This window comes from Paraburkholderia sp. GAS334 (genome assembly GCF_050436625.1).
Classification (GTDB): Bacteria; Pseudomonadota; Gammaproteobacteria; order Burkholderiales; family Burkholderiaceae; genus Paraburkholderia.
Map to the genome: position 1 here is coordinate 378,138 of NZ_JBNDMO010000003.1, position 25,082 is coordinate 403,219.

Annotated in this window: 24 protein-coding genes and 1 pseudogene; 14 read left to right on the plus strand and 11 right to left on the minus strand. The window is 62.6% G+C overall.

What is annotated here, in order from left to right:
* Positions 1 to 120: 120 nt before the first annotated feature.
* A complete protein-coding gene (locus P3T21_RS08625) occupies positions 121 to 708 on the minus strand; it encodes a YqiA/YcfP family alpha/beta fold hydrolase (protein WP_429255500.1) in 588 nt (195 codons plus the stop codon).
* A complete protein-coding gene (mpl, locus tag P3T21_RS08630) occupies positions 705 to 2,129 on the minus strand; it encodes a UDP-N-acetylmuramate:L-alanyl-gamma-D-glutamyl-meso-diaminopimelate ligase (protein WP_429255501.1) in 1,425 nt (474 codons plus the stop codon). Before mpl ends, P3T21_RS08625 begins: the two co-directional genes overlap by 4 nt.
* Positions 2,130 to 2,304: 175 nt before the next feature.
* Here mpl and P3T21_RS08635 point away from each other — a divergent pair, with 175 nt between their 5' ends.
* From P3T21_RS08635 to P3T21_RS08685, 11 genes and pseudogenes are all read left to right on the plus strand, one after another.
* Positions 2,305 to 2,991 (plus strand): UDP-N-acetylmuramate--alanine ligase, encoded by a 687-nt coding sequence (locus P3T21_RS08635; RefSeq protein WP_429255502.1) that lies wholly within the window; start codon positions 2,305 to 2,307, stop codon positions 2,989 to 2,991.
* A 14-nt stretch (positions 2,992 to 3,005) separates the two neighbouring features.
* On the plus strand, positions 3,006 to 3,566 hold the full coding sequence (locus P3T21_RS08640) for a TlpA family protein disulfide reductase (RefSeq protein WP_429255503.1): 561 nt from the start codon (positions 3,006 to 3,008) through the stop codon (positions 3,564 to 3,566).
* A gap of 195 nt (positions 3,567 to 3,761) precedes the next feature.
* Positions 3,762 to 4,226: a type II 3-dehydroquinate dehydratase gene (gene aroQ, locus P3T21_RS08645; RefSeq protein ID WP_429255504.1), complete on the plus strand. Its 465-nt coding sequence runs from the start codon at positions 3,762 to 3,764 to the stop codon at positions 4,224 to 4,226.
* Between the two features lie 70 nt (positions 4,227 to 4,296).
* Entirely contained in the window at positions 4,297 to 4,767 is a 471-nt protein-coding gene (gene accB / locus P3T21_RS08650) for an acetyl-CoA carboxylase biotin carboxyl carrier protein (protein ID WP_429255505.1), read from the plus strand.
* Between the two features lie 125 nt (positions 4,768 to 4,892).
* A complete protein-coding gene (gene accC / locus P3T21_RS08655; protein ID WP_429255506.1) occupies positions 4,893 to 6,260 on the plus strand; it encodes an acetyl-CoA carboxylase biotin carboxylase subunit in 1,368 nt (455 codons plus the stop codon).
* Positions 6,261 to 6,263: 3 nt separating this feature from the next.
* Complete coding sequence (prmA, locus tag P3T21_RS08660) at positions 6,264 to 7,166, plus strand: 50S ribosomal protein L11 methyltransferase (protein ID WP_429255507.1); 903 nt, start codon at positions 6,264 to 6,266, stop codon at positions 7,164 to 7,166.
* Positions 7,167 to 7,213: 47 nt separating this feature from the next.
* Positions 7,214 to 7,279, plus strand: a pseudogene (locus tag P3T21_RS08665) (hypothetical protein); the annotation flags it as partial.
* A 15-nt stretch (positions 7,280 to 7,294) separates the two neighbouring features.
* The gene (locus P3T21_RS08670) at positions 7,295 to 8,860 is read left to right on the plus strand and encodes a DUF3426 domain-containing protein (RefSeq protein WP_429255574.1); all 1,566 of its coding nucleotides are present in this window, start codon (positions 7,295 to 7,297) and stop codon (positions 8,858 to 8,860) included.
* Positions 8,861 to 9,004: 144 nt separating this feature from the next.
* Positions 9,005 to 9,505, plus strand: coding sequence for a thiol peroxidase (gene tpx / locus P3T21_RS08675; RefSeq protein WP_429255508.1), 501 nt, complete (start codon positions 9,005 to 9,007; stop codon positions 9,503 to 9,505).
* A 127-nt stretch (positions 9,506 to 9,632) separates the two neighbouring features.
* On the plus strand, positions 9,633 to 10,571 hold the full coding sequence (locus P3T21_RS08680; protein ID WP_429255509.1) for a carbohydrate kinase family protein: 939 nt from the start codon (positions 9,633 to 9,635) through the stop codon (positions 10,569 to 10,571).
* A gap of 18 nt (positions 10,572 to 10,589) precedes the next feature.
* Positions 10,590 to 11,063, plus strand: a complete 474-nt coding sequence (locus tag P3T21_RS08685) for a glycine zipper 2TM domain-containing protein (RefSeq protein ID WP_429255510.1) — start codon at positions 10,590 to 10,592, stop codon at positions 11,061 to 11,063.
* Positions 11,064 to 11,351: 288 nt separating this feature from the next.
* Here the strand turns inward: P3T21_RS08685 and P3T21_RS08690 are convergent, their stop codons facing one another.
* The 7 genes from P3T21_RS08690 to P3T21_RS08720 form a co-directional block, all read right to left on the minus strand.
* Positions 11,352 to 11,969, minus strand: coding sequence for a histone H1-like repetitive region-containing protein (locus P3T21_RS08690; RefSeq protein ID WP_429255511.1), 618 nt, complete (start codon positions 11,967 to 11,969; stop codon positions 11,352 to 11,354).
* Positions 11,970 to 11,999: 30 nt separating this feature from the next.
* Positions 12,000 to 12,332: a hypothetical protein gene (locus tag P3T21_RS08695; protein WP_429255512.1), complete on the minus strand. Its 333-nt coding sequence runs from the start codon at positions 12,330 to 12,332 to the stop codon at positions 12,000 to 12,002.
* 91 nt (positions 12,333 to 12,423) lie between these two features.
* Complete coding sequence (locus tag P3T21_RS08700; protein WP_429255513.1) at positions 12,424 to 13,674, minus strand: ribonucleotide-diphosphate reductase subunit beta; 1,251 nt, start codon at positions 13,672 to 13,674, stop codon at positions 12,424 to 12,426.
* Positions 13,675 to 14,238: 564 nt separating this feature from the next.
* Positions 14,239 to 17,244, minus strand: a complete 3,006-nt coding sequence (locus tag P3T21_RS08705) for a ribonucleoside-diphosphate reductase subunit alpha (protein ID WP_429255514.1) — start codon at positions 17,242 to 17,244, stop codon at positions 14,239 to 14,241.
* 483 nt (positions 17,245 to 17,727) lie between these two features.
* Positions 17,728 to 18,324: a 1,6-anhydro-N-acetylmuramyl-L-alanine amidase AmpD gene (gene ampD, locus P3T21_RS08710; protein ID WP_429255515.1), complete on the minus strand. Its 597-nt coding sequence runs from the start codon at positions 18,322 to 18,324 to the stop codon at positions 17,728 to 17,730.
* Entirely contained in the window at positions 18,321 to 18,623 is a 303-nt protein-coding gene (locus P3T21_RS08715) for a PP0621 family protein (RefSeq protein WP_429255516.1), read from the minus strand. The genes ampD and P3T21_RS08715 overlap by 4 nt, the downstream gene beginning before the upstream one ends.
* A gap of 8 nt (positions 18,624 to 18,631) precedes the next feature.
* On the minus strand, positions 18,632 to 19,552 hold the full coding sequence (locus P3T21_RS08720) for a cytochrome C assembly family protein (RefSeq protein WP_429255517.1): 921 nt from the start codon (positions 19,550 to 19,552) through the stop codon (positions 18,632 to 18,634).
* 86 nt (positions 19,553 to 19,638) lie between these two features.
* Between P3T21_RS08720 and ffh the strand changes: the two genes are divergently transcribed.
* Complete coding sequence (ffh, locus tag P3T21_RS08725; protein ID WP_429255518.1) at positions 19,639 to 21,006, plus strand: signal recognition particle protein; 1,368 nt, start codon at positions 19,639 to 19,641, stop codon at positions 21,004 to 21,006.
* Positions 21,007 to 21,094: 88 nt separating this feature from the next.
* Positions 21,095 to 21,646 (plus strand): hypoxanthine-guanine phosphoribosyltransferase, encoded by a 552-nt coding sequence (locus P3T21_RS08730; RefSeq protein WP_429255519.1) that lies wholly within the window; start codon positions 21,095 to 21,097, stop codon positions 21,644 to 21,646.
* 86 nt (positions 21,647 to 21,732) lie between these two features.
* On the opposite strand, the gene P3T21_RS08735 is transcribed toward P3T21_RS08730, so the two are convergent.
* Both P3T21_RS08735 and P3T21_RS08740 read right to left on the minus strand, forming a co-directional pair.
* A complete protein-coding gene (locus P3T21_RS08735; RefSeq protein WP_429255520.1) occupies positions 21,733 to 22,332 on the minus strand; it encodes a MarC family protein in 600 nt (199 codons plus the stop codon).
* 12 nt (positions 22,333 to 22,344) lie between these two features.
* Positions 22,345 to 24,081: a proline--tRNA ligase gene (locus P3T21_RS08740; protein ID WP_429255521.1), complete on the minus strand. Its 1,737-nt coding sequence runs from the start codon at positions 24,079 to 24,081 to the stop codon at positions 22,345 to 22,347.
* 255 nt (positions 24,082 to 24,336) lie between these two features.
* Between P3T21_RS08740 and P3T21_RS08745 the strand changes: the two genes are divergently transcribed.
* Positions 24,337 to 25,011: an RNA pyrophosphohydrolase gene (locus tag P3T21_RS08745; protein WP_429255575.1), complete on the plus strand. Its 675-nt coding sequence runs from the start codon at positions 24,337 to 24,339 to the stop codon at positions 25,009 to 25,011.
* Positions 25,012 to 25,082 lie beyond the last annotated feature (71 nt).

The window sequence follows — 25,082 nt, forward strand, 5'->3', positions numbered from 1 at the left end:
TCAGTACTCTCGTTCAGACTTCAACCGGCCGACGCGAATCGCTCGCGCGTCCAGCTTCATGTTCGTGGTGGTGGTCCGCAGCCGACGCTCCTTTTGCCGAAGCGCCCGCGGATCAGGAAATCATGCCGCCTCGCGCGGCGCTGGCGGCTGTGCATCGCAAAATGCGAGCACGTCGTCGACATAGTGGGGAAATTCGCTGATTGCGTGGTCACTGCCTTCTATCAGTGTCGTCCTTGCGCCAGGATAGTGCGCAAGCATTTCCCGGTAATCCAGCACTTCGTCGCCCGTCGCGGCAATCAGATAATAGCGTTCAGGCCGTGTGATCGACGCGACGCTGAGCGCCCGCAATTCGTCCAGATGGCGCGGCTCGACGACGATACTGCCTCCGCCGTGCCACAGTGGCTGTTCGCCGAGATACTGGCCCAGATCACGTTGCGGCACGACCGCCGGATTCAGCAGCACCGCCGGCCAGCCGTGCTTTTCAGCGAGATACGTCGCGAAATAGCCACCCAGCGAACTGCCAATCACGGTGACGTCCTGCGCGCCCCGTACGACCGATTCAGCCAGCGCCACGGTTTCAAGCGGCGAGACGGGCAGCATCGGACAGCACCATTCGTCGCTGCGGCCCAGTTCGGCGAGCCGCGCCGCCATCACGCGCGCCTTGAACGAATTCGGCGACGAACGGAAACCGTGCAGATAGAGAATCACGCTGCGCCCCGCCGGCCCTCGGCCACCACATCCGACGAAGATCGCGCCGACAACGCGTCGAGCAGCTTTTGATGCACACCGCCAAAGCCGCCATTACTCATCACCAGCACCTGATCGCCCGGCTGCGCCGCCGCGGCAACCGCTTTGACCAGCGCGTCAATATTGTTGAACGCCTGTGCCTTGTCGCCAAGCGGCGCCAGCGCTTCGGCGAGATCCCAGCCGAGCGCGTCGCGGCCAGACGGCGCGCCGTACCCGAAAACAAGATCTGCATTGGCGAGACTTGCCGGCAGTTGCGCCTTCATGACGCCGAGCTTCATCGTGTTCGAGCGCGGTTCGAGCACCGCGAGAATCCGCGTGCGCTCCCGGCCAACACGCGTGCGCAGCCCGGCGAGCGTGGTCTCGATCGCCGTGGGATGATGCGCGAAGTCGTCGTAGACGGTCACGCCATCGACGCTGCCCCGCACTTCCATGCGCCGCTTCACGTTGCGGAACGTCGCGAGCGAATGCGCGGCCTGCGCCGGCGGCACGCCGACGTGGCGCGCGGCGGCAATCGCGGCGATCGCGTTCATCCGGTTGTGATCGCCCTGAACCATCCAGTCGACGACGCCCGCGCGCTCACCGTCGTGATACACGGCAAAGCGTTCGTCGACGGGCACGCCATCTTCCGCGGGCAGCGCCTGCCAGCCACCCTCGACGCCAAACCGCTCCACTTCGCTCCAGCAACCGCGCGTGAGCACACGTTCGAGCGCGTCTTCACGACCGTTCGTGATAATGCGGCCGATGCCCGGCACCGTGCGAACGAGATGGTGAAACTGCGTTTCGATCGCGGCGAGATCCGGGAAGATGTCCGCGTGATCGAATTCGAGGTTGTTCAGGATCGCCGTTTTCGGCCGGTAGTGGACGAACTTCGAACGCTTGTCGAAGAACGCGGTGTCGTATTCGTCAGCTTCGATCACGAAGAAGCTCGAATCGGTCAGCCGCGCCGACACGCCGAAGTTCAGCGGCACACCGCCAATCAGGAAGCCGGGGTTCATACCGGCATCTTCGAGCAGCCACGTCAGCATCGAAGAAGTTGTCGTCTTGCCATGGGTCCCGGCCACGGCCAGCACCCATTTGCCGTTCAGCACGTGCTCACCCAGCCACTGCGGGCCGGACGTGTACGGCAGGCCGCGATCGAGGATCGCTTCCATTAGCGGATTGCCGCGCGAAACGACATTGCCGATGACAAAAAGGTCCGGCTTCAGGTCAACCTGCTCCGCGCCATAGCCTTCGATCAGATCGATGCCCAGCGCTTCGAGCTGCGTGCTCATCGGTGGGTAGACGCCGGCGTCGCAGCCGGTCACCTTGTGACCCGCGCCGCGTGCGAGCGCGGCGAGACCGCCCATGAACGTGCCGCAGATGCCGAGGATGTGGATGTGCATAAGCCTGTCGTGCCGCGCGGGCGTACTTTTGCGAGAGAAAGGAGTGCGCAGGACCGGTCTTTCAGGATCGTCTGCAAGGGACGCTATTGTAACCGACGCCCCTGTTACAGCCGCGCCGCGTCGTCGCTCAGGGTGGCCAGAAAGGCCGTCATATATTCTCTAGTATGATTGTGAGATGGTTCGCAAATCACATTTCGATCCGCATCGCGTGCGCGAGGAAATCGCCATGGCGGCTGCGAGAATGATCGCCGAAGACGGGCTGGACTACTCGACGGCCAAACGCAAGGCTGCGCGGCAGGTCGTCGGGGAGACGCGTGTCGCCGGCGAATGGCTTCCGGATAACGACCAGATAGAAGAAGAAATCCGCGAGTACCAGTCGCTTTTTCAGGGTGACAGCCAGCCGGCCGTGTTGCGGCGTCTGCGCGAAGTCGCGCTCGACTGGATGCAGCGTCTCGCGCCGTTCAATCCGTATCTGACGGGCGCCGTGCTCGGCGGCACGGCGGGCGAGCATTCGGACGTGCATCTGCAGGCGTTCTGCGACAACCCGAAGGAAGTCGCCATCTACCTGCTGAATGCCAACATCCAGTATGACGTGTCGGAGACGCGACACTTTGCCGGGCGCGGCTATGTCGAGACGCTGAGTTTCCTGTGGCGTCCGGCGAACGAGGGCCGCGACGCGGAGCCGGTCGGCATCCACGTCGCGCTCTATGATTCGGACGACCTGCGTGGCGCCGTGCGCGCCGACGCACGCGGCCGGACCGCACGCGCGAACCGGCAGGTCGTGCAGGCGCTGGTCGCTGAGAGCAGCGCTGCTTCGACGGCCTCTTCTACGACCTCATCCACGACCTCATCCACCAACTGAGCAGACCAACGAAGATGAAGCGGATTCTGGCAGCACTGGCGGTAGCAATTCTGGCAGCGGGCGGCGGGGCCGCTGCCGGCTACTGGTTTCTCAACAGCGGTTCGACGCAGGCCGCGCAGACAGTACAGGCTGGCGGGGCGGCACCCAACCCGCAGAACGCCGTGAACCAGTTGTGGCTGCAGAATGTGACCAACGCCGACGGCAAGCCGCAATCGCTTGCGATGTTCAAAGGCCATCCGGTCGTTGTGAATTTCTGGGCGTCCTGGTGCGGACCCTGCGTCGAGGAAATGCCGGCGCTCTCACAACTCCATCGCGACTACGCGAAGAAGGGCATCCAGTTCATCGGGCTCGGCGTCGATTCCGAAAAGAACGTGAAGACTTTCCTGCAAAAGGTGAAGGTCGACTATCCGGTTTTCGTCACCGGCTTCGGCGGCGCGGACCTCGCACGCGCGTTTGGGAACAACGCGGGCGCCCTTCCCTATACGGTCGTTATTGACGCCAAAGGCAACGTTCTTTCGACAAAATTGGGCGAAATCCAGCCGGCCGAGCTGAAACGCACGCTCGACGCGCTTTAAGCCCATTATTCCGGAACGCGCCGAATTCTTCGCCGAACGCCTCTTTTTACGCGTAAATTAGGCGAAATTGACAAAAATTCGGGACGCACGCCGCTTGCGCCCCGCATCCAGGACAGCGCGAAGACCCTGCGAAACTAGACAAGTTTCTCTAATCAGCGCTAAAGTTCGCGCAATTCCACGGAAATAGAAGCGACCATGACGCGACTGCTGGTTCTGCACGGCCCCAACCTCAACCTTCTCGGCACACGGGAACCCGAGGTCTATGGGCGCGTGACCTTGCCGCAGATCGATCAGGCGCTCGCTGACCGTGCCGCCGACGCCAGCGTCGAAATCGCGTCCTTCCAGAGCAATCATGAAGGGGCGATCGTCGACCGGATCCAGGCCGCGCGAACCGAAAAAACCGATTTCATCCTGATCAATCCCGCCGCGTACACGCATACCAGCGTGGCGATTCGGGACGCACTGGCGGGGGTCGACATTCCGTTCGTCGAGATTCATCTGTCGAACGTGCATCGTCGCGAACCGTTCCGGCATCACTCGTATTTCTCCGACCAGGCCGAAGGCGTCATCTGCGGCCTTGGCTGGAAGGGATATCTGTACGCACTCGAATTCGCACTCGACCGGCTGTCCGCAGGACAGGCGGGCGCCGCGCGCGGCTGACTCCAATACACTAATTCAGCGCCGGACGTCATCGAACGCCGGCACTTCACGCATTGAAAGGGGATGCCTAATGGATCTACGTAAGCTCAAGACTCTGATCGACCTCGTCTCCGAGTCCGGTATTTCTGAACTCGAAGTCACCGAGGGCGAAGGCAAGGTTCGCATCGTCAAGAATGCGCCGCCGGTTTACGTGCAGCCGTCCGCCTCGTACGCGCCGCAGTACTCCGGCCCGATGCCGATGCACGGCGCGCCACTCGAAGCACCCGCTGCAGGCGTACCGGCTGTGCCGGCGCCCGCCGCTCCGCAAGGCCACGTGGTGACGTCGCCGATGGTCGGCACGTTCTACCGCGCGCCGTCGCCGGGCGCCGATCCGTTCGTCCAGGTGGGCGACACGGTCAAGGAAGGCCAGACGATCTGCATCATCGAAGCGATGAAGCTGCTGAATGAAATCGAATCCGACCAGTCGGGCGTGATCAAGGAAATCCTCGTCGAGAACGGCCAGGCGGTCGAATACGGCCAGCCGCTCTTCGTGGTCGGCTAAACCGGCGCATTCCGTATCAGCCGCTGGCGTGCGCCCTGACCGGCGCGCGCAACCGATCCTCTGAGGCAGCCGCAGTGTCGTGGTCACCCCCGCCGCGGCGCCCATTGATGAGTCGAAAATCCGCTATGTTTGAAAAAATCCTCATTGCCAATCGCGGCGAAATCGCGCTCCGTATCCAGCGCGCGTGCCGCGAACTCGGCGTCAAGACGGTCGTCGTCTATTCGGAAGCCGACAAGGAAGCCAAGTACGTGAAGCTCGCCGACGAGGCGGTCTGTATCGGCCCGGCGCCTTCGAACCTGAGCTATCTGAACATGCCGGCGCTGATCAGCGCGGCCGAAGTCACCGACGCCGAAGCGATTCACCCCGGCTACGGCTTCCTGTCGGAAAACGCGGATTTCGCGGAACGCGTCGAGCAGTCGGGCTTCGTGTTCATCGGCCCGCGTCCGGAAACAATCCGGCTGATGGGCGACAAGGTGTCGGCCAAGCAGACGATGATCAAGACCGGCGTGCCGTGCGTCCCCGGTTCTGAGGGCGCGTTGCCGGAAGATCCGAAGGAGATCGTGAAAATTGCACGCGCGGTCGGCTATCCGGTGATCATCAAGGCGGCGGGCGGCGGCGGCGGGCGCGGCATGCGCGTCGTCCACACCGAAGCAGCGCTCGTGAACGCGGTCAACATGACGCGCGAAGAAGCGGGCCGTGCGTTCGGCAATCCGCAGGTCTACATGGAGAAATTCCTGGAGAACCCGCGGCACATCGAAATCCAGATTCTGTCCGACTCGTTCAAGAACGCGATCTGGCTCGGCGAGCGCGACTGCTCGATGCAGCGTCGTCACCAGAAGGTGATCGAAGAAGCGCCGGCGCCGGGCATCGCGCGCCGCCTGATCGAGCGCATCGGCGACCGTTGCGCGGACGCCTGCAAGAAGATGGGCTACCTCGGCGCGGGCACGTTCGAATTCCTGTACGAAAACGGCGAGTTCTACTTCATCGAAATGAACACGCGCGTGCAGGTCGAGCATCCGGTGACCGAACTGATTACCGGCGTCGACATCGTGCAGGAACAGATCCGTATCGCCGCTGGCGAGAAGCTGGCGCTGCGTCAGCGCGACGTCCAGTTCCGCGGCCACGCGATCGAATGCCGTATCAACGCTGAAGATCCGTTCAAGTTCATTCCGTCGCCTGGACGTTTGACGTCGTGGCACATGCCGGGCGGCCCCGGCATCCGCGTCGACTCGCATGCGTATAACGGCTATTTCGTGCCGCCGAACTATGATTCGATGATCGGCAAGCTGATCGCTTACGGCGCGACGCGCGAGCAGGCGATCCGGCGGATGCGCATCGCGCTGTCGGAAATGGTGGTCGAAGGCATCCAGACCAACATCCCGCTGCATCGCGAGCTGATGCTCGACGCAAAGTTCGTCGAGGGCGGCACGAGCATTCATTACCTCGAAAACCGGCTGGCCGCGAAGCTGCAGGCCGCACCGGAAGAAGCGTAAGCAATGAGCTACCGGGAACTGATCGTCGAGCTGGAACGCGAGCACGCGGAGGATCTCTCCGATGCGCTGCTCGACCTGGGCGCGCTGTCCGTATCGGTTGAAGATGCGGACGCCGACACGCCCGACGAGCAGCCGCTTTTCGGCGAGCCCGGTCTCACGCCCGAACGCACCGCGTGGCAGCGCTCGCGCGTGATCGCGCTGCTTGCCGCGGAACATGATCCGGCGGTGCTGCTGGCCGCCGCGTCGAACCAGCTTGGCCTTGCTGCAACGCCGTCGTTCACCGTGCGCGAAGTCGAAGATCAGGACTGGGTGCGCCTCACGCAGTCGCAGTTCGATCCGATTTCGATCGGCGAGCGGATCTGGGTCGTGCCGTCATGGCACGACGCGCCGGATCCCGACGCGCTCGTGCTCGAACTTGATCCGGGCCTCGCATTCGGCACCGGCAGCCATCCGACGACGCGTCTTTGCATGGAATGGCTCGAGCAGAATGTTGAGAAAGATCAATCGGTGCTCGATTATGGCTGCGGCTCCGGCATTCTTGCCATTCTCGCGAAGAAGTGCGGCGCGAACCCGGTAATCGGCATCGATATCGATCCGCAGGCGGTCGAATCGGCCCGTCAGAACAGTGAGCGCAATCGGGCGGAAGTGACGTACGGCCTGCCCGACGCGTGCCCGGCCGGCGAGTTCGATATCGTCGTCGCGAACATTCTGTCGAATCCGCTGAAGCTGATGGCGTCGATGCTTGCGTCGAAGGTGAAACCGGGCGGCCGCATCGCGCTGTCGGGCATTCTCGCGCGGCAGGCGGACGAGGTTGCACGCGTCTACGAGCGCTGGATCGACATCTCCGTCTGGCGTGAACACGAGGGCTGGGTCTGCCTCACGGGAACGCGACGCGAAAGCCATTAGAATAGGCCTATCGTCCACTTCAACGCCCTCAGGGTTCCCGGCTCAATATGCTCCTGGCGACGCGCTGTCCCTTCTGCGAAACAGTTTTCCGACTCCAGCCGGCGCATCTTTCGCTGCGGCGCGGGCTCGTGCGTTGCGGACACTGTCACGAAGTCTTCGACGCATCCAGCAGTCTCTACGAAACCAGCGACGGTGATTTTTCCAACGCCAAACCGGTCAGTGCAGATGTCGCCTCGGCGTTGATTGCGGGCGCGGACCTGAAGCGGGAAACGGGTCCGGTCCCGGTTGCGGCTCCGGCTCCCGCAGCTACGCCGACGCCCGATGAGCGGCATGGCGCGGCGGCCGGCGAAGCGGCGCTTGCCGAGAAACGCGCGGAGCCGACGTTTGGCAAGCCGGTCGAGGCGCCAGCAGAGAAGCCCGTTGAGGCGCCGGTTGAGACACCCGCGCACGCTTCGTTCACGCCGCCTCCCGCTTCTGACGAAACGCACGCCTTCCCGCCTGTCGAGATGCCAGCGGAGACGCCCGTACACCTGTCATCTCCCGCGTCCGTCGAACCACCCGCAGCCGCCGAAACGCCCGCACCTGCTGAAACGCCCGCGCCTGTCGAACCGCACGCATCGTTCGAAACACCTGCGGCCGCCGAACCCCACACGCCGTTCGAAACATCCGCGCCCGCCGAACCGCACGCGCCCTCGCCCACGTTCGAAGACGCACACCGCCAGGCCGGCGTTGCGCCCAACTTCCGCACTGAGGCCTGGAACCCGTGGGCACCCGCGCCGGACGCGCTGATCGACGACCGTCTGCGTCACAGCACGAAGAATCTTCCGTATCGTCCGCTTTCCGAATCCGCGATGGCGAAGCTGAAATCCGCCATCGAACGCGAGGCGGCCGGGCGGGCCGCCCACGAAGGATCGGCCGCGACGCCCGCGCACGATTTCCCGACGATGCACGAGCCGGTGCATGAGTACGTCAACGGCCATCACGCAGCGGAAGAACGCGAGACGACGAACTGGCGTGCAACGGAACCCGCGATCGAGGAACAGGCCGAGCCGACTTTCGCGACCGTCCCTCCTGTCGGCGCATTCAATTCGGCGACGCATGACAGCGAGCCGCGCTTCAACCCCGCGGCACGCGAACCGTTCGCCACGTCGCTCGATGAACACGATGCCGAACCATTCGCCGTCGTTCGCGAGACGCGCGAGACCGAGCCGCGCCGGCTCGGCTGGCTCATTTTCGGCACGCTCGTCGCACTGATCCTGTTTGTCGCGCTGATTGCGCAGCTCGCCTGGTGGCAACGCGAGACGGTGATGGTCTACTGGCCGGGTACGCAGCCGCTGTTCGCGAAGGCTTGCGAGCAGTTCGGCTGCACGGTCGCGCCGCCACGCGATATCGACGGCCTGCAGGTCGAGCCGTCTGATCTGCGTCAGGTGGACGGCCCGCATAAGCTCGAACTGAAGATGCCGTTGCGGAACCGTTTCAACGTCGCGCTGGCCTATCCGGCGATCGAGCTCACGCTGCTCGACGCACAGAACAACATCGCGATCCGTCGTGTGCTGTGGCCGCAGGACTACGTGCCGGCTGGCACGCAGATTGCCGCAGGGCTTCCGGCGCGTACGACACAGACGATGGTCGTGCGTCTCGATACCGGCGATGCCGTCGCATCGAATTTCCGCGTGCAGATTTTTTACCCCTGACGTTCCCGACGTCGCCGGCGCTCGCGGCAATCGCGACGCCGCTGACGTCCTCGACGCCGTGAAGGCAGCAGTTACGCATCCCTCGCGCGCCCAGCCGGACCGGGCGCGTTTACTGTCAACTCTGACGTATTTCCGGAGCACAACATGAGTCAAGTCACGCTGGGTGGCAACCCGATCGAAGTAGCCGGCACGTTTCCGTCCGTGGGCCAGAAGGCGCCTGCGTTCTCGCTCGTCGGCAAGGATCTGAAGCCGGTCGCGCTCACCGATTTCGCCGGCAAGCGCAAGGTGCTGAACATCGTCCCGAGCCTCGACACGCCGACCTGCGCCACGTCGACGCGCAAGTTCAACGAGGCCGCGGGCAAGCTGTCGAACACGACCGTGATCGTCGTGTCGGGCGACCTGCCGTTCGCCGCATCGCGCTTCTGCACGACGGAAGGCATCGAGAACGTCGTCACGGCATCGACGTTCCGTGGCCATGACTTCGCGAAGGCGTACGGCGTCGATGTGACGAGCGGCCCGCTGACGGGCCTGACGGCACGCGCAGTCGTCGTGATCGATGAAAACGACAACGTCGTGCATGCGGAACTCGTCAGCGAGATCAAGAACGAGCCGAACTACGACGCCGCGCTCGGCGCGCTGAAATAAAACCTTGCCGCACGTGGGTTCGCGCCGCGCAACTGCGCGGCGCTTTCGCATCCGGGCTCGTATCCGGCTGCAACCACGGACTTTCGCGCGGCGCTCTTTACCCACGCTATTTACAGGAACGTTTGCCTTGGCCACGCTCATTTGCGGTTCGCTCGCCTACGACAACATCATGACCTTCGAAGGTCGCTTTCGGGAGCACATCCTGCCTGAGCAGGTCCACATCCTGAACGTGAGCTTCCTCGTCCCGACGATGCGCCGCGAGTTCGGCGGCTGCGCCGGCAACATCGCGTACTCGCTGAAACTGCTCGGCGGCGACGCGCGCATCATGGCGACGATGGGCGCCGTCGACGCGCAGCTGTACATGGATCGCTTCGCGAGCCTCGGTCTGTCGACGGAACACGTGCGCGTGCTGCCCGACACGTATTCCGCGCAGGCGATGATCACGACCGACCTGGAAAACAACCAGATCACCGCGTTCCACCCGGGCGCGATGATGCAATCGCACGTGAACCACGCGGGCGAAGCGAAGGGCATCACGCTCGGTATCGTTGCGCCGGACGGCTTCGACGGCATGATCCAGCATTCGGAAGAGCTCGCTGCGGCCGGCGTGCCGTTCATCTTCGATCCGGGCCAGGGACTGCCGCTTTTCGACGGCGCGTCGCTGCGCCGCATGATTGAACTTGCCACTTACGTAGCAGTCAATGATTACGAAGCCGCGCTCGTCAGCGACAAGACGGGCTGGTCGATCGGCGAGATCGCGAGCCGCGTCGACGCACTGATCGTCACGCGCGGCGAACAGGGTGCGCAGATTCATCACGCAGGCAAGATCGAAGACATCCCGGCTGTCACCGCGAAACAGGTGCTCGATCCAACCGGCTGCGGCGACGCGTTCCGCGGCGGCCTGCTCTACGGCATCGAGAACAACCTCGGCTGGGCTACGACCGGCCGCCTCGCGAGCCTGATGGGCGCGCTCAAGATCGAACAGCAAGGGCCGCAGAACTATGCGCCGTCGCGCTCAGAGATCAACGAACGATTCAAGCAGGCGTTTGGATACGACCTGCCGTAAATGAGTGGAGTGTGGGGAATGAAAACGAGTCGCCTGGTAGTAGCGGTGATGATCGCAGGTTCGCTGATCATGACAGGCTGCGCGTACAACAGCAGTTCGGCCGACGTCTACACGGCGTCGCAGGCGCAACGTGAAGAAACGGTGCGCATGGGCACCGTCGACAGCGTGCGCGCGGTGAAGATCAGTACGAACAACGGGCAGCCGAGCGGCCTCGGCGCGATTGGCGGTGGCGCGCTGGGTGCGGTGGCAGGCAGCACGATCGGCGGCGGCAAGGGCTCGATCCTGACGGGCATCGTCGGCGGTCTGGTCGGCGCGGTGGCCGGCAATGCGGTAGAAAACGGCACGGCGGTGCGTGACGGCGTCGAAATTACCGTGCGACTCGACAATGGCGACCTGCGTGCGATCACACAGAGCGCCACGGGCGAGATCTTCCGCGCGGGCGAACGCGTGCGTCTGCTCTCGAGCGGCGGCGTGACGCGAGTGACGCACTAACTGATCCCGATGATCCGTTTGCTCTGAGCAATGTCCCCTGAGTCGCGTCGGCACGTGTGTCGATGCGGCGATCTCACGCGCATGCCCTCCCCTGTGCATGCGCTTTTTTTCGTCCCTTGGGACGCACACGCATCGATCGCGCCGGTTGAGCGCGGCGAACCCGGCAATCCAGAACCCACAGACGAAAAAAATCCCGCCACCGGTAAACCGGTGACGGGACGGTGATTGGGTCCTGTTCTACCCAATCATCGGACACATCGTGATGTGCCTGATTACTGCTTCAGCGTCTTACGGACGGCTGCCAGTCGGAAACGGCCATGCAGCAGCCGGATTCAACGCGGTCTTCACCGTCGCAGCCGGCGCGCTCGATGCAGCAGGCGCAGCGGGAGCAGGCGCAGCCTTCTTCGCGACAGCCTTCTTCGCAGGGGCAGCCTTCTTCGCAGGGGCAGCCTTCTTGGCAGGGGCAGCCTTCTTGGCGGCAGCCTTCTTGGCAGGGGCAGCCTTCTTGGCAGCAGCCTTTTTAGCAGGCGCCTTTTTAGCAGCAGCCTTTTTCGCAGGCGCAGCCTTCTTCGCTGCAGCCTTCTTGGCCGGTGCTGCCTTCTTGGCAACCTTCTTCGCTGCAACCTTCTTCGCAGGCGCCTTCTTCGCAGCGGCCTTCTTCGCCGGTGCTGCCTTCTTCGCTGCAACCTTCTTCACAGCGACTTTCTTGGCAGCAACCTTCTTCGCTGCAACCTTCTTCGCCGGCGCTGCCTTCTTCGCTGCGACCTTCTTCACTGCCACTTTCTTCGCTGCAACCTTCTTCACTGCGACTTTCTTAACGGCTGCTTTCTTTGCCGGTGCAGCTTTCTTTGCAGCGACTTTCTTTGCCGGGGCCTTCTTGGCGGCGGCTTTTTTTGCAGTTGCCATCATTTTCTCCTTCAGGTTTTCAGATGAGAGTCAGTTCAAACAACACCCTTCGTCAAAACCCGCTTCCCGCGGACGCTTCTCAGGGCGCGCGCTACGAAGCGGGCTATTCATCGGCGTACGCAGGTGCAGCGCGCTTACGCTAATGAATGCGGTAAGGCGCGCGGTGCCATACAGCACCGCGCGCCAGATCTGGTCGGCGTCGGATTCCGACGCCGGCAATTGCTTGATCGAACCGCAGGCCTCGAGGCCAGCAGCTTTTTCCGGGGGGAAGTTTGCCCATCCCACTGAAGGGTTCGCAAAGTGCCTGTCATCGTTGTGGGCCATTGCCATCGAGGCACATGGCGCACCGGGCGTGCTTTGCATCAGGCGTTCCTGCTCCTAACCTTATGTGCCACCGACCACATCGAGCGGCCAGCGGCATCCCCATCAATTTCGTCTACGACGCGTTCCCGGCTTATTCCCAGGAGAGAGCGCCGCCTGTCTGATATTCAATGACCCGCGTTTCGAAGAAGTTGCGTTCCTTCTTCAAGTCGATCATCTCGCTCATCCACGGGAACGGGTTTTCCTCGTTCGGGAACAGCGGATCGAGACCGATCTGCTGGCAACGGCGGTTGCAGATGAAGCGCAGATAGCTCTTGAACATCGACGCATTGAGGCCGAGCACCCCGCGCGGCATCGTGTCTTCTGCGTAGCGATATTCGAGATCGACAGCCTGCTTGAAGATTTCGCGGATTTCCGCGCGGAACTCAGCCGTCCACAGATGCGGGTTTTCGAGTTTGATCTGGTTGATGAGGTCGATGCCGAAATTGCAGTGCATCGATTCATCGCGCAGGATGTATTGATACTGTTCCGCTGCGCCGGTCATCTTGTTCTGGCGGCCTAGTGCAAGAATCTGCGTGAAGCCGACATAGAAGAAGAGGCCTTCCATCACACAGGCGAACACGATCAGCGACCGGAGCAGCGTCTGGTCGGCTTCGAGCGTCCCGGTCTTGAAGGCCGGATCGGTCAGCGTGTGGATGAACGGAATAAGGAACTCGTCTTTCGCACGGATCGAGGAGACTTCGTGATACGCATTGAAGATCTCGCCTTCGTCCAGGCCGAGCGATTCGACGATGTACTGGTAAGCGTGCGTGTGGATCGCCTCTTCGAACGCCTGGCGCAGCAGGAACTGGCGGCATTCGGGCGCCGTGATGTGGCGGTAGGTGCCCAGCACGATGTTGTTCGCGGCCAGCGAATCCGCCGTCACGAAGAAACCGAGGTTGCGTTTGACGACGCGGCGCTCGTCTTCAGTCAGACCGTTCGGGTCTTTCCAGAGCGCGATGTCGCGGGACATGTTGATTTCCTGCGGCATCCAGTGGTTTGCGCAACCAGCCAGATACTTTTCCCACGCCCACTTGTATTTGAACGGCACCAGCTGGTTGACGTCAGTCTGGCCGTTGATGATGCGCTTGTCGGCGACATTCACGCGCGCTTCCGAAGCGGCGGCCGGCGCGGTTGCCGGCGAGGTTGCCTGAGCAGCAGCAGTAGCAGCATACGGAGCGACAGCGATGTCGTTCGCGAAGATGTCCTGAGCCGAGGGAGCCTGATGAGCGGCACGCGTTGCAGCCTGCGTTCCGACAGCCGGTTCCGAAGCGTTGCGCAACGCATTCTGTTGCGAAGCACTCGCGGGAGTTACGGCAGTAATCTCGTCATCCCAGTTGAGCATAAATGTCACCATCAATTTAGAACGGTTTGTACCATCTTTTCGTTAGCGATAAAAGAGTTCGCTCACGAAAAATCCTGTTTTCGATTCGCGTTGCGACCTGCATACAACACTTTGTTCAACAGAGTGAGTCTGTCGCTTCATGTGAAGCGATCGAAGCATGTGATGCTGAAGGTCTTTGCTTCATCGAAAGTGCCTCGTTTTGATGTCGCCTCAACGTCGCTTCGACGTCGTTCGAAGTGACTTCGAAGAGACCGCGAGTCGATCTCAAACTGAACATCGAGTTGATCATCGAGGCACTTCTAATCTGTGTCGCCTGGCTTGCCTTGCTGCGTTGCCTTCTCTGTCCGGCTACGCATTGCGTACAAAGTTCAGGGTTTCCTCGCAGGCGTCGATCCGCGCCGACGATGTTGCGATGCACGTAGCGCCCTGCGCGAGACGCGAAGTGCGGTGTGTTACTGCGCGGCCACTTTTCTTGAGTGCATCTATTTGTGAGCGGCAACGGCACTCGCCGCCACCGCTCACTTTCTGCTTCACGACCGGCTCACGCCGGCCGTCACCTCTGTATTACTGGCAAGCCTCGCACTCTTCGAAGCCCGGATCGCCCGGACGCATCATGCACACGGGGCCGTCCGCTTCCGGCGCTGCTTCGAGTTCGATTGCTGCGGGTGCTGCATGGGCCGCCGCCTGCAGACCACCCGACGAAGCGCCGCCGCTCGCGCCGAAGCCGCCAGCCGCGCCACCTGCAGCACCGCCCGAACCTTCGCCGCCGCCCGACGACACCGCGTTCAGCGCGCCGTGCGCCACCGTCGACTTCTCGACGTGCGTCGCCGCCATCGTGCGGAGGTAGTACGTGGTCTTGAGACCGCGCAGCCATGCGAGCTTGTAGACCTCGTCGAGCTTCTTGCCCGACGCGCCACCCATATAGATGTTCAGCGACTGCGCCTGGTCGATCCACTTCTGGCGACGCGATGCCGCCTCGACCAGCCACTTCGGATCGACTTCGAACGCCGTTGCGTAGATCGCGCGGAGGTCGGCCGGGATGCGGTCGATGCGCGACAGCGTGCCGTCGAAGTACTTCAGGTCGGCGACCATCACTTCGTCCCACAGGCCGCGCGCCTTCAGATCGCGAACCAGGTAGTCGTTGACCACCGTGAATTCGCCCGACAGGTTCGACTTCACATACAGGTTCTGGAACGTCGGCTCGATACAGGCGGAGACGCCGATGATGTTCGAGATCGTCGCCGTCGGCGCGATCGCGACGCAGTTCGAGTTGCGCATGCCGTACGTTGCAATGCGGGAACGCAGTTCGGTCCAGTCCATCGATTCGCTCGAATCGACTTCCACATACCCGCCACGCGCTTCGGCGAGCAGCTTCAGCGTGTCCTGCGGGAGGATGCCGCGATCCCACAGCGAGCCGCGGTAGCTCGAATAACGGCCACGCTCTTCGGCCAGTTCCGTCGACGCGTAGTACGCGTAGTAGCAGACCGCTTCCATCGACGTATCGGCGAACCTGACCGCTTCTTCCGATGCGTACGGCGTGCGCAGCAGGTGCAGGCAGTCCTGGAAGCCCATGATGCCCATGCCGACCGGACGGTGCTTCAGGTTCGAGTTACGTGCCTTGGCGACCGCGTAGTAGTTGATGTCGATCACGTTGTCGAGCATGCGCATCGCGACGCTGACGGTGCGCTTCAGCTTGTCGTGGTCGAGCACCAGCGTGCCGTCGGCCTGTTCCTTCAGGTGGGCGACGAGGTTCACCGAGCCGAGGTTGCAGACGGCGATTTCGGTGTCGCTGGTGTTCAGCGTGATTTCCGTGCACAGGTTCGACGAGTGCACGACGCCCACATGTTGCTGCGGCGAACGGATGTTGCACGGATCCTTGAACGTGATCCACGGATGGCCGGTTTCGAACAGCATGCCGAGCATCTTGCGCCAGAGTTGCGCCGCCGGGACCTTCTTGAACAGCTTGATCTCGCCGCGGGCGACCTTGTCTTCGTAAGCTGTGTAAGCTGCTTCGAACTCAGCGCCGAACTTGTCGTGCAGGTCCGGGCAGGTGGACGGCGAGAACAGCGTCCAGTCGCCGCCTTCGTGCACGCGCTTCATGAACAGGTCGGGAATCCAGTTCGCCGTGTTCATGTCGTGCGTACGGCGACGGTCGTCACCGGTGTTCTTGCGCAGCTCCAGGAATTCTTCGATGTCGAGGTGCCACGATTCCAGGTACGCACACACCGCGCCCTTGCGCTTGCCGCCCTGGTTCACGGCCACAGCCGTGTCGTTCACCACCTTCAGGAACGGCACGACGCCTTGCGACTTGCCATTGGTGCCCTTGATGTGCGAGCCGAGTGCACGCACGCGCGTCCAGTCGTTGCCGAGACCGCCGGCGAACTTCGACAGCAGCGCATTTTCCTTCAGCGCTTCGTAGATGCCGTCGAGGTCGTCATCGACCGTTGTCAGGTAGCACGACGACAGTTGCGAGCGACGCGTGCCCGAGTTGAACAACGTCGGCGTGGACGACATGAAGTCGAAGCTCGACAGCACGTTGTAGAACTCGATCGCACGTGCTTCGCGGTCGACTTCGTTCAGGGCGAGACCCATCGCGACACGCATAAAGAATGCCTGGGGCATCTCGATACGCACGCCGTCGCTATGCAGGAAGTAGCGGTCGTACAGCGTTTGCAGGCCGAGGTAGCCGAACTGCAGGTCGCGGCTGTTGTCGAGCGCGGCGCCCAGACGCTTCAGGTCGTACTGCATCAGTTTGTCGTCGAGCAGTTCAGCCTGCACGCCGCGCTTGATGAACTGCGGGAAGTATTCGGCGTAACGGTCGGCCATTTCGCTCTGCGTGACTTCCTCTTCGAGGATCTCGCGGCGGATCGTGTGCAGCAGGATGCGGGCCGTGACCTGGCTGTATGCCGGATCCTTTTCGATCATCGTGCGTGCCGCCAGGATGGCCGAGTCGTAGACCTGGCTCATCGGTACGCCGTCGTACAGGTTCTTCACCGTTTCAGCGACGATCGGCTCGGCGCTCACGGCGTCGCCCAGGTTCGCGCAGGCGGATTCGATGATGCCGCGCAGCGCAGCCATATCCAGCGGGCGCGTCACGCCGCCGTCGACCACATTCAGACCCGACGCGCCTGCAGCCGCTTCCGGCTCGTGGCTGCGTTCCTGCGTGCGCTTCTCGCGATACAGCACGTAAGCACGCGCGACGTTATGCTCGCCGCCACGCATCAGCGCGAGTTCGACCTGATCCTGGATGTCTTCAATATGGAACGTGCCGCCGTTCGGACGGCTGCGCAGCAGCGCGCGCACGACGCTTTGCGTGAGCTGCTCCACCAGCTCGCGCACACGCGCCGACGCCGCGCCCTGACCACCGTTGACGGCGAGGAACGCCTTCGTGACCGCGATCGCGATCTTCGAAGGCTCGAACGACACGACGCTGCCGTTACGACGGATCACCTTGTAGTCGGCGAAGGTTGCCTGCGGCGCGAGCGCCTGGCCACCCTGTGCCTGTCCACCGAACGGTTGGCCAGTTGGTGCGCCCTCATACCGGGTCGTCACGTTGTCGGTCGTTTGCATGTGCAAAGCTCCTGGTCTGGAATGGTGCGGAGAAACCGCGGATTAGTACGATCGCTGCGCCGCGCATAAGACTGGCGCGAGCGTAAGGGTGTGGAGAGTGGGCCGGCGAGGTCTGCTGACCGGATGCGACGCGGCGGACTGGACAACGGTCTTCATCATGCGAGTCGCGATCACTGGCTGTGCCCTTTCCCCGAGGTTGCCGGTGCAGCCGCTCTCATCGGCCGACACCAGTCGAATGTTTTTTTCAACGCCTGGAATGCATGCGGCGCCATGCTTGTAAAGCGGGGCGCCGCCAGACCACCACAACATCTAGTTCGGAAACCGATTCCTTACACAAAGTATAGTGGAACTTCCCGGCATCTCAAATTATTTTATTTGGCTGCAGGCGCTTGACTTTTGATGCCTCCAAGCCGGACGGGACCGCGCGGACAGCAAGGCTCCGCAACGTTTTGCGATGCGCGCGGGAAGCATCGGACGATGGCTTTATGACGCGGAGGAAAGAGAGAGATAGGGGAAATACCGAGCGGGCAACGCGCAATCGTGTTGAAGGCGTTGCCACTCGAAGTGAGGACCAGGATCGGTCTTGCGACCCGGCGCGATGTCCGAGTGACCGGCCAGTGCTTCGACCGGATAGTGCGCGACGAGCGCCTTCACGAGCGCGCTCAACGTCCGGTATTGCGCCGGTTCGAATGCAGTGGCGTCGCTGCCTTCGAGTTCAACGCCGATCGAGAAGTCGTTGCAGCGCTCGCGGCCGAAGAAGTTCGACGCGCCCGCGTGCCACGCGCGCGCGTCGCACGATACATATTGCTCGAGCGCGCCGTCGCGAGGGATCACGAAGTGCGCCGACACCTTCACACCACGCAGATGCGAGTCGTAATAAGGATGCGCGTCGCAGTCGAGGCGGTTCTGGAACAGTTCGGTGATCGCCGTGCCGCCGAACTCATTGGGCGGCAGGCTGATGTTGTGGACGACGACGAGCGTCGGCCGCACGCCGTCGGGGCGCGCTTCGAAATTCGGCGAGGGCAGTTTGCGTGCAGCGGGGACCCAACCGTCGGCATCGACGGTGAAGTCGACGCTCATCGTGCGTCACGCCCGGTCGGGCGCGAGGCGTGCCGATGCGCGTGATCGGCGCTGCAGAACGGCTGACCCGCGACGACAACGGAGTCGCTCTTCGGCGCGTGGACGCCGCACTCGGCGCAACGGATCATCGGCTCGGCGAGTTCCGGCGCTTCGGACGCGCGCTGCGCGCCGCCCGCCGCCGTGCCCGACGACGCAGCACCGGTTCGCGCGGCGGACGCCTTCGCGTCGGCGCGGCGCACGGCCTTGACGAGCCAGTTACCGACGATGAACAGCAGGATCAGCAGAAAAATTTGTCGCATGATGACGCTCAGACCACAGGACGGTGCAACAGCACCTCGAAAACAAAACGGCTGCCGACATACGCGAGCAGCAACGCCGCGAATGACGCCAGCACCCAGCGCAATGCGGCACGGCCGCGCCAGCCGGAAACCCTGCGCGCGGTGAGCAGCGCGCCGAACATCAGCCACGAAAGAATGGCGAACACTGTTTTGTGATCGAGCCTGAGCGGCCGGTCCACCAGTTGTTCGCTAAAGAGAATGCCGGAGATCAGCGTCAGTGTCAGCAGCACAAAGCCGGCACCGATCAGACGGAACAGGAGTTTTTCCAGCGTGAGCAGCGGCGGCAGCGTATCGAGCCAGCTCGACAGCCAGCTGTTGCCCGCAGCCGGGTTCTGCCGCTGCAGCGCGCCGCCGCCACGCATTGCGTGCAACCGGCGCTCGACGAGCAGCATCAATACAGCGTGCAGCGCGGCGATCGCGAACAGCCCATACGCGACGTTCGCGATCAGGAAGTGCAGCTTGAAGAGCGGCGCGGCGGAATACGGCAGCACGCGCACGCCGTTGAACGCGAGCGGCAGGAGCGACGCGACGCATGCGAGCGGCAGCACCAGCAGACGCAGACCGTCGAGCGGGAAAAAGAAACTTTCGATCCAGTAGATGCCGGCGCCGAGCCAGAACATCGCCGACAGCGCGAACGCGAAACCGAACACCATCGCATTCTGCGGAAAGATGGTGGTATGCAGCAGCACGCCGTGCGCGAGCAGCGCGACGAACAGCAGCGCGCGGCCCGAAGGGCTCATGCCTGACGCCGCCGATACATTCGGCGGAACCGGGATCGACGGCACGCTCTCCAGCACCGGGCGCAGCGCGGTGTGCCGGTGCGAACGCCAGCCCGCGACGGCGAGACCGCCGTACAGGAGCGCAGTGAGGGCATACAGTACAATATCCATATTCGAAGTTTACACCAGGCCCTTGCCTCACGACGTCTCCGGTCTCCGGCGTCGCACTGCACCGGCCGCACTGCCCATCGTTCCCCATGCTCGACAATCTGACCCAACGGATGGCGCGCGTCGTCAAGACGCTGCGCGGCGAAGCCCGCCTTACCGAGGCGAACACCCAGGAAATGCTGCGCGAAGTCCGTCTCGCGCTGCTGGAGGCCGACGTGGCGCTGCCCGTCGTGCGCGACTTCATCTCGAAGGTGAAGGAAAAGGCGCTCGGCGAAGAAGTGATCAGCAGCCTCTCGCCGGGTCAGGCGCTCGTCGGCGTGGTGCAGCGCGAGCTGACCGCGATTATCGGCGGCGACTACGAAGGCAAGGCCGTCGAACTGAATCTGGCCGTCACGCCGCCCGCCGTCATCCTGATGGCCGGTCTGCAAGGCGCCGGTAAGACGACCACTGTCGGCAAACTCGCCAAGCTGCTTCGCGAGAAGTACAAGAAAAAGGTGCTCACCGTTTCCTGTGACGTCTACCGCCCCGCTGCTATCGCGCAGCTGAAGACGGTAACCGAACAGGTCGGCGCGGACTTCTTCCCCTCGGAACCCGACCAGAAGCCGGTCGACATCTCGCGCGCCGCCGTCGACTGGGCGAAGCGTCACTATCACGATGTGCTGATCGTCGACACGGCTGGCCGTCTTGGTATCGACGAACTGATGATGCAGGAGATCGCCGCGCTGCACACGACGCTGAAGCCGGCGGAAACGTTGTTCGTCGTCGATGCGATGCTCGGTCAGGATGCCGTGAACACCGCGAAGGCGTTCAACGACGCGCTGCCGCTCACCGGCGTCGTGCTGACGAAGCTCGACGGCGACTCGCGCGGTGGCGCGGCGCTGTCGGTGCGTCACGTGACGGGCAAGCCGATCAAGTTCGTCGGCGTCGCGGAAAAGCTCGACGGCCTCGAAATCTTCTATCCGGACCGCATGGCGAACCGGATTCTCGGCATGGGCGACATTCTCGCGCTCGTCGAGGAAGCGCAACGCGGCGTCGATGTACAAGCCGCACAGAAGCTCGCCGATAAGGTCAAGAAAGGCGGCGACTTCGATCTCAACGATTTCCGCGCGCAGCTTTCGCAGATGAAAAACATGGGTGGCCTCTCCACGCTGATGGACAAGCTTCCCGCGCAGTTTCAGCAGGCCGCAGCCGGAGCCGACATGGGCCAGGCCGAAAAGCAGATGCGTCGCATGGAAGGCATCATCAACTCGATGACACCGAAAGAGCGCGCCCGGCCCGAACTGATCAAGGCGACGCGCAAGCGCCGCATCGCAGCCGGTGCCGGCGTTCAGGTGCAGGAAGTCAACCGCATGCTGAACCAGTACGACCAGATGCGCACGATGATGAAGAAGCTGAAGGGCGGCAACCTGCAGAAGATGATGCGCGGCATGAAAGGCATGATGCCGGGCATGCGCTGATGGCGCGGGTTGCGCCTCGGGTTGCCCTGATTGCAGCCGCTGTCGTTCTCTCTCACACTATGTATACAGTCACCGCTCGCCAGACGTCATGAACCGCGAAGAAGCGCTCCACATTTTCAGCCACTCCGAAGAAATCGTTTCGGCCAGCGACGTCAATGCGTCGATCAGCGGCATGGCCGACGCCATCCGTGCCGAGATGAGCGAAGAGTTCCCGCTCGTGCTGTCGGTGATGGGCGGCGCCGCGGTGTTCACCGGCATGCTGCTGCCGCACCTCGATTTCCCGCTCGAGTTTGACTACATCCACCTCACCCGCTATCGCAACACGACCAAAGGCGGGAGCGAGATGCAGTGGCGCGTCGCGCCGGCTGAGTCGGTGAAGGATCGCGTCGTGCTCGTGCTCGACGACATCCTCGATGAAGGCGAGACGATGGCCGCGATCCGCGACCGTATTCTCGCGATGGGCGCGAAGCGCTTCATGAGCGCGGTGCTGTGCGAGAAGATCATTCCGAAGGCAAAGCCGCTGCGTCCGGACTTCTGCGGCTTCGAAGTGCCTGACCGTTATGTGTTTGGTTGCGGGATGGATGCGAAGGGTTACTGGCGCAATCTGCCCACCATTCGGGCGTTGACTGAAGGCGCTTGAGCTTCGGATTTTCGCTTGCGTCTCGATGAAAAAAGCGACCCTCGGGTCGCTTTTTTATTGCCTGCTCGCGCCAACGCGTGCTTGTGTCACAGCTGATGCACGAACGCGCGAATGCCCGCGAGAATCATCTCCACCGAAATCGCCACCAGCACGAGCCCCATCAGCCGCTCGAAGGCCATCACGGTGCGCTCGCCGAGCCACGCCTGAATCCGCTCGGCCAGCACCAGCACGATCGCGCAGACGATCATCGTGACCGTCAGCGCGCCGATCCATTCGACCGTCTTGCCCGGCGCTTGAGACGCCAGCAGCATCACCGTCGCGAGCGCCGACGGACCCGCCAGCGCCGGAATCGCGAGCGGCACAATCAGCGGTTCGCCGCCGCGCACATCGCCGCCGAACGGGCCGTCCGGATGCGGGAAGATCATCCGCAGCGCGATCAGGAACAGTACGATCCCGCCGCCGATCCGCAATGACAGGTCGGTGAGACTCATCATCCGCAGAAAGCGGTCGCCGACGACCATGAATACCAGCAGGATCACAAATGCGATCGCCACTTCGCGCAGGATCACCGCGATCCGCCGATGCGGCGCGACGCCCCGCAGGCAACCGATGAAAAGAGGAATATTGCCGAGCGGGTCCGTGATCAGAATCAGCAGAACCGTCGCGGACAGGAAGTTGTACTCCACCGTCCGCTCCGGTTAGCCGGCGAGCGCAGTGCGAATCTTCTCCATCACCGTGAGCGCGGCGCTTTCAGCCGGCAACAGCGTCGCTTCCGTGTCGCGTCGGCCCTGATATTCGACCTTGCCTTCCTTCAGGCCGCGATCGCCGATCACGAGTCGATGCGGCACGCCAATCAGTTCCCAGTCAGCGAACATCACGCCCGGACGTTCACCGCGATCGTCAAGAATCACATCGACGCCCGCCGCGACCAGTTCCGCATACAGACGGTCGGCGTGTTCGCGCACGGCTTCGCTGCGGTCGTAACCCATCGGGCACAACACGACTTCGAACGGCGCGATCGATTCCGGCCAGATGATGCCCTTGTCGTCGAAATTCTGTTCGATCGCCGCGCCCAGGATACGCGTGACGCCGATGCCGTAGCAGCCCATTTCCATCTGCTGCGGCTTGCCGTTTTCGTCGAGGAACGTGGCGTTCATCGCTTCCGAATATTTCTTGCCGAGCTGGAACACGTGGCCGACTTCGATGCCGCGGCAGATGTCGATGACGCCCTTGCCATCCGGCGACGGATCGCCCTTTTGCACGTTGCGGATGTCGGCGACGACCGGCTCCGGCAGATCGCGGCCCCAGTTCACGCCCGTCGTGTGGAAGTCAACTTCATTCGAGCCGACAACGAAGTCGCTCATGTTCGCGACCGTGCTGTCCGCGATGATCTTGACCGGCTTCTTTGTTCCGATCGGCCCGAGGTAGCCCGGCGGCGTACCGAACCAGTCGACGATTTCGGCTTCCGTCGCGAAACGGAAATCACCGAGACCCGGGATCTTGTTGACCTTGATCTCGTTCATCTCGTGATCGCCGCGCAGCATCAGCAGCCACAGCGTCGGTTCAGCGCCTTCGTTTTCGGTGGCGAGGATGATCGACTTGATCGTACGTTGCAGCGGAATGCCGAGGAACTCAGCGACCGACTCGCACTTCGCCTTGCCGGGCGTCAAGGTCTTCTTCATTTCCTCGGCGGGCGCCGCGCGTTGCGCGATCAGCGGCAGCGCGTCTGCTGCTTCGACGTTCGCGGCAAAGTCCGACGTCGGACAGTAGGCGATGTCGTCTTCGCCGGTGTCTGCGATCACATGGAATTCGTGCGAGCCGCTGCCGCCGATCGAGCCGTTATCCGCCGCGACCGCACGGAAATCGAGACCAAGGCGCGTGAAAATGCGCATGTACGCGTCGTACATCTTGCGATAGGACTCGCGCAGGCCTTCTGCGTCCTTATCGAACGAGTACGCGTCCTTCATGATGAATTCGCGGCCGCGCATCACGCCGAAACGCGGACGGATCTCGTCGCGGAACTTCGTCTGCACCTGGTAGAAATTCACCGGCAGTTGACGGTAGCTCTTGATCTGGTTGCGCGCGATGTCGGTGACGACTTCTTCATGCGTCGGTCCCATCACGAAATCGCTCTGCCTGCGATCCTTGAAGCGCAGCAGTTCCGGACCGTATTTTTCCCAGCGGCCCGATTCCTGCCAGAGTTCGGCCGGCTGCACAGCCGGCATTAGCAGCTCGATGGCGCCTGCCCGGTTCATTTCCTCGCGCACGATCGCTTCTACCTTGCGGATCGAACGCAGGCCGATCGGCAGATAGTTGTAAATGCCGCCAGCGACGCGACGGATCATGCCGGCGCGCACCATCAGCTTGTGGCTGACGATTTCGGCGTCAGCGGGAGCTTCCTTCAGGGTGCCGATAAAGAAACGGGAGGCTTTCATTCAGAATTTTCCAAAAGCGGCGGCACAATCTGAGCCGTCCAAAAGATAAAACGGGGGATTCGCGGACCTTTCATGACCTCAAGCCGACGCGGCGGCGGCTTGCGCGGATGGCCGGGCCTCCGCTGTGTCTGATCCGGGAGACTACCTCGACGACGCCCTTTTGCGGCGAATCGTTCCATTCTGGTGCGATCCGGTGCGTCAGGTCCGTTATCTGTTTATAATCAAGGCAATTTTAAAGGATTCGAAGGTGGTTGTATGCTGGATCGTGAAGGCTTTCGCCCGAACGTCGGCATCATCCTCTTGAACGCGCACAACGAGGTGTTTTGGGGCAAGCGGCTCCGTGAACATTCCTGGCAGTTTCCGCAGGGGGGCATCAAGTATGGTGAAACCCCCGTGCAAGCGATGTATCGGGAGTTACACGAAGAAACCGGCCTGCTTCCGGAACACGTCAAGATTATCGGTCGCACGCGCGACTGGTTGCGTTATGAGGTGCCGGACAAGTTCATCAAGCGTGAAGTCCGCGGTCATTACCGCGGCCAGAAGCAGATCTGGTTCCTGCTTCGGATGGTGGGGCGCGATTGCGATATTTGCCTGCGCGCCTGCGATCATCCGGAGTTCGATGCCTGGCGCTGGAACGAGTACTGGGTGCCCCTCGACTGTGTGATCGAGTTCAAGCGGGATGTGTATCAGTTGGCGTTGACGGAGCTGTCGCGTTTTCTGCGTCGTACGGCGCCGCGTGGGGAAAAACTGGCCGGACATCATGGGCCGCGCTATCCCCGGGTGGTGAGCACGATGGCGGCGGAAAGCGCGTCGTTAGAATCGTCAGGGTCGCTGATGACGGTCGAGACGTCGATTCGCACGACGATCGAAACGGATTGCGGGGACATCGAAACCTCCGTTGCCCATTCGTCGACGCTCGTGCGCGATTGAACCCTGTGCGGCTGTTCACGCCGCATCTGCCGGTGCGGCATGTTAGCTGCTGCGCCGGCGTTTCCAGGAAA